We start from the raw sequence: 1866 nt of genomic DNA, 5'->3' as shown, positions 1-1866 counted from the left end.
CGGCGCTGGGGCTTCGGTGCCGCCGCCGCGCCCGCCCCGCCCGGCACGGGACCCGCCGCGGCCCGCGCGGCCGTCCTCCCCGACCCTGTCCCCTGGCCCGGGAACGCCTTGGCGTGCGCCCTGCGGCGCCACAGCCGCCACCCTCGTACCGTCAGCACCACCGGCAGGCCGGTCGCCGTGATCCAGAGGGCGGTCGCTCCTCCGCTCTGCCACCAGACCGGTCCGAACCGGGCCAGCGCCGCCGTGCCCAGGGGGCCGCCGGACAGGGCGGACAGGAGGGCGACGAAGCCCGCGCAGACCAGCGCGGACAGCACGAGGACCCCGGCGGTGCGCCCCGCCGGCCAGGGCGCGGGCGACCCGGCGGCGGCCGTCCGCCTGCCCTGTTCATCCCGCTCCCCGAGCCGCACGGCGGCCCGCGCCACGAACCAGGCGACCGCCACCCCGGCCACCACCGGCATCAGCCCCGCCGCCCAGTTGAGCCGCGTGCCGGGGCCCGCGTCCGGTACCGCCGCGAGCAGCGGGAAGGGGGGCAGCAGGGGCGCCGGGTCGGAGGCGAGCGGGTGCACCACGTGCCCGGTGCCGAGGGTGAAGCCGGGGCCGAGGGAGTAGGACGCCGCCCACATCGCCGCGTTGGGGATCAGCGCGACCCCGAGCAGCAGGACGGCGAAGCGCCCGGTCCAGCCCTCCGTCAGCTGCAGGAAGGACGTCCGCGCCGCCGGGCCGTGCAGCACCAGGGACACGGCGAGCAGCAGCGCCCCGCCCCCGAACAGCACGGCGGTGCCGGCTCCCGCCGCTCGTACGGCCGCGCCGAGGCGCGGTCCGGCGTCGGACCCGAACAGCAGCAGCCGCAGCCGGTCCGGCAGTACCAGCAGCAGGCGGAGCACCGGCTCGGGCGGGCAGCCGTGGGCCGCCCAGACCCCGCTCGCCGCCGCGCCGGCGACCACCAGCGGCAGACACACCATCACCCACGCCCAGGCGGGGCGCAGTTCGCTGCCCGAGCAGTACAGCGCGGCCGCCCCGCCGACTCCGAGGTAGCCGAGGACCACCCCCGTCCACGCGGTGCGCGCCGGGACGGGCGGTGGGCCGTCGGGTTCGGCGGCCACGTCCGTCGCGTCCCGCGCGGCCCGGTGCAGCAGCCACACGGGCAGCGCGAGGAGCAGCAGCGGGGTCACCCCCACGGGCAGCGGAGCGCCGGAGAGCGTGTCGGTGCGGACCAGCTCGACCCCGTGGGCGAGCAGCCACAGCGCCGCGGCGACGTGCAGCGCGCCGCCCGGCCCGCTGTCGGGGTACGGCGAGCTGATCCACAGGGCGAGCACGAGCACGGCGAGCGAGCCCAGGCCGAGCCCGGCGGCGACCGCACCGCCCAGGAGGCTCGTGCCCAGGCCGGGCGATCGGTCACGCATCCGGTGGAGCAGGGGCGACAACGACGGTCGGCGAGCGGTCATCAGGGTCACGCCGCCATGCTCCCAACGACACGCGCTTTCCCGTCGTAACAGGAGAACCCCCGCTGTGTCGCCCAATATATGTTTATGTACTTTTTCGTACGAAGGGGTGGTGTCCAGTGACGGAAAGTCCTACGGTCCCGGGCGAGCGTCCGCCCGAAAACGGTGGTTCACCAGCGGCCCTGACGGCCGATCAGGCGTTCGACGCGCTGTACGCGTTCTGCGCTCCCGCCCTCGTACGGCAGACCTACCTGCTCTGCGGGCGCCGCGAGCTGGCCCGGGAGTCCGTGGAGCGGGCCTTCCAGGTCGCCTGGCAGCGCTGGCCCGAGGTGGCCCGCGACCGGGACCCGGCGGGATGGGTGCGCGCGATCGCCTACGAGTGCGCCCTCTCCCCCTGGCACCGCTTCCGCCCCCGCTACCGGTC

At 76.6% G+C, this 1866-nt stretch carries 1 protein-coding gene and 1 pseudogene; one reads left to right on the top strand and one right to left on the bottom strand.

The window, feature by feature from the left end:
* The coding region (locus V7E45_RS40035; protein ID WP_333779209.1) for a cell division protein PerM at positions 1-1403 on the bottom strand (1403 nt) is incomplete at its 3' end.
* A gap of 158 nt (positions 1404-1561) precedes the next feature.
* Here V7E45_RS40035 and V7E45_RS40030 point away from each other — a divergent pair.
* A pseudogene (locus tag V7E45_RS40030) lies at positions 1562-1866 on the top strand (RNA polymerase subunit sigma-70); the annotation flags it as partial.

Source organism: Streptomyces sp. IBSBF 3136 (assembly GCF_036815105.1).
GTDB lineage: Bacteria > Actinomycetota > Actinomycetes > Streptomycetales > Streptomycetaceae > Streptomyces.
Note: the sequence above shows the minus strand (reverse complement) of the source record. Positions and strands in the feature narration are given on the sequence as shown.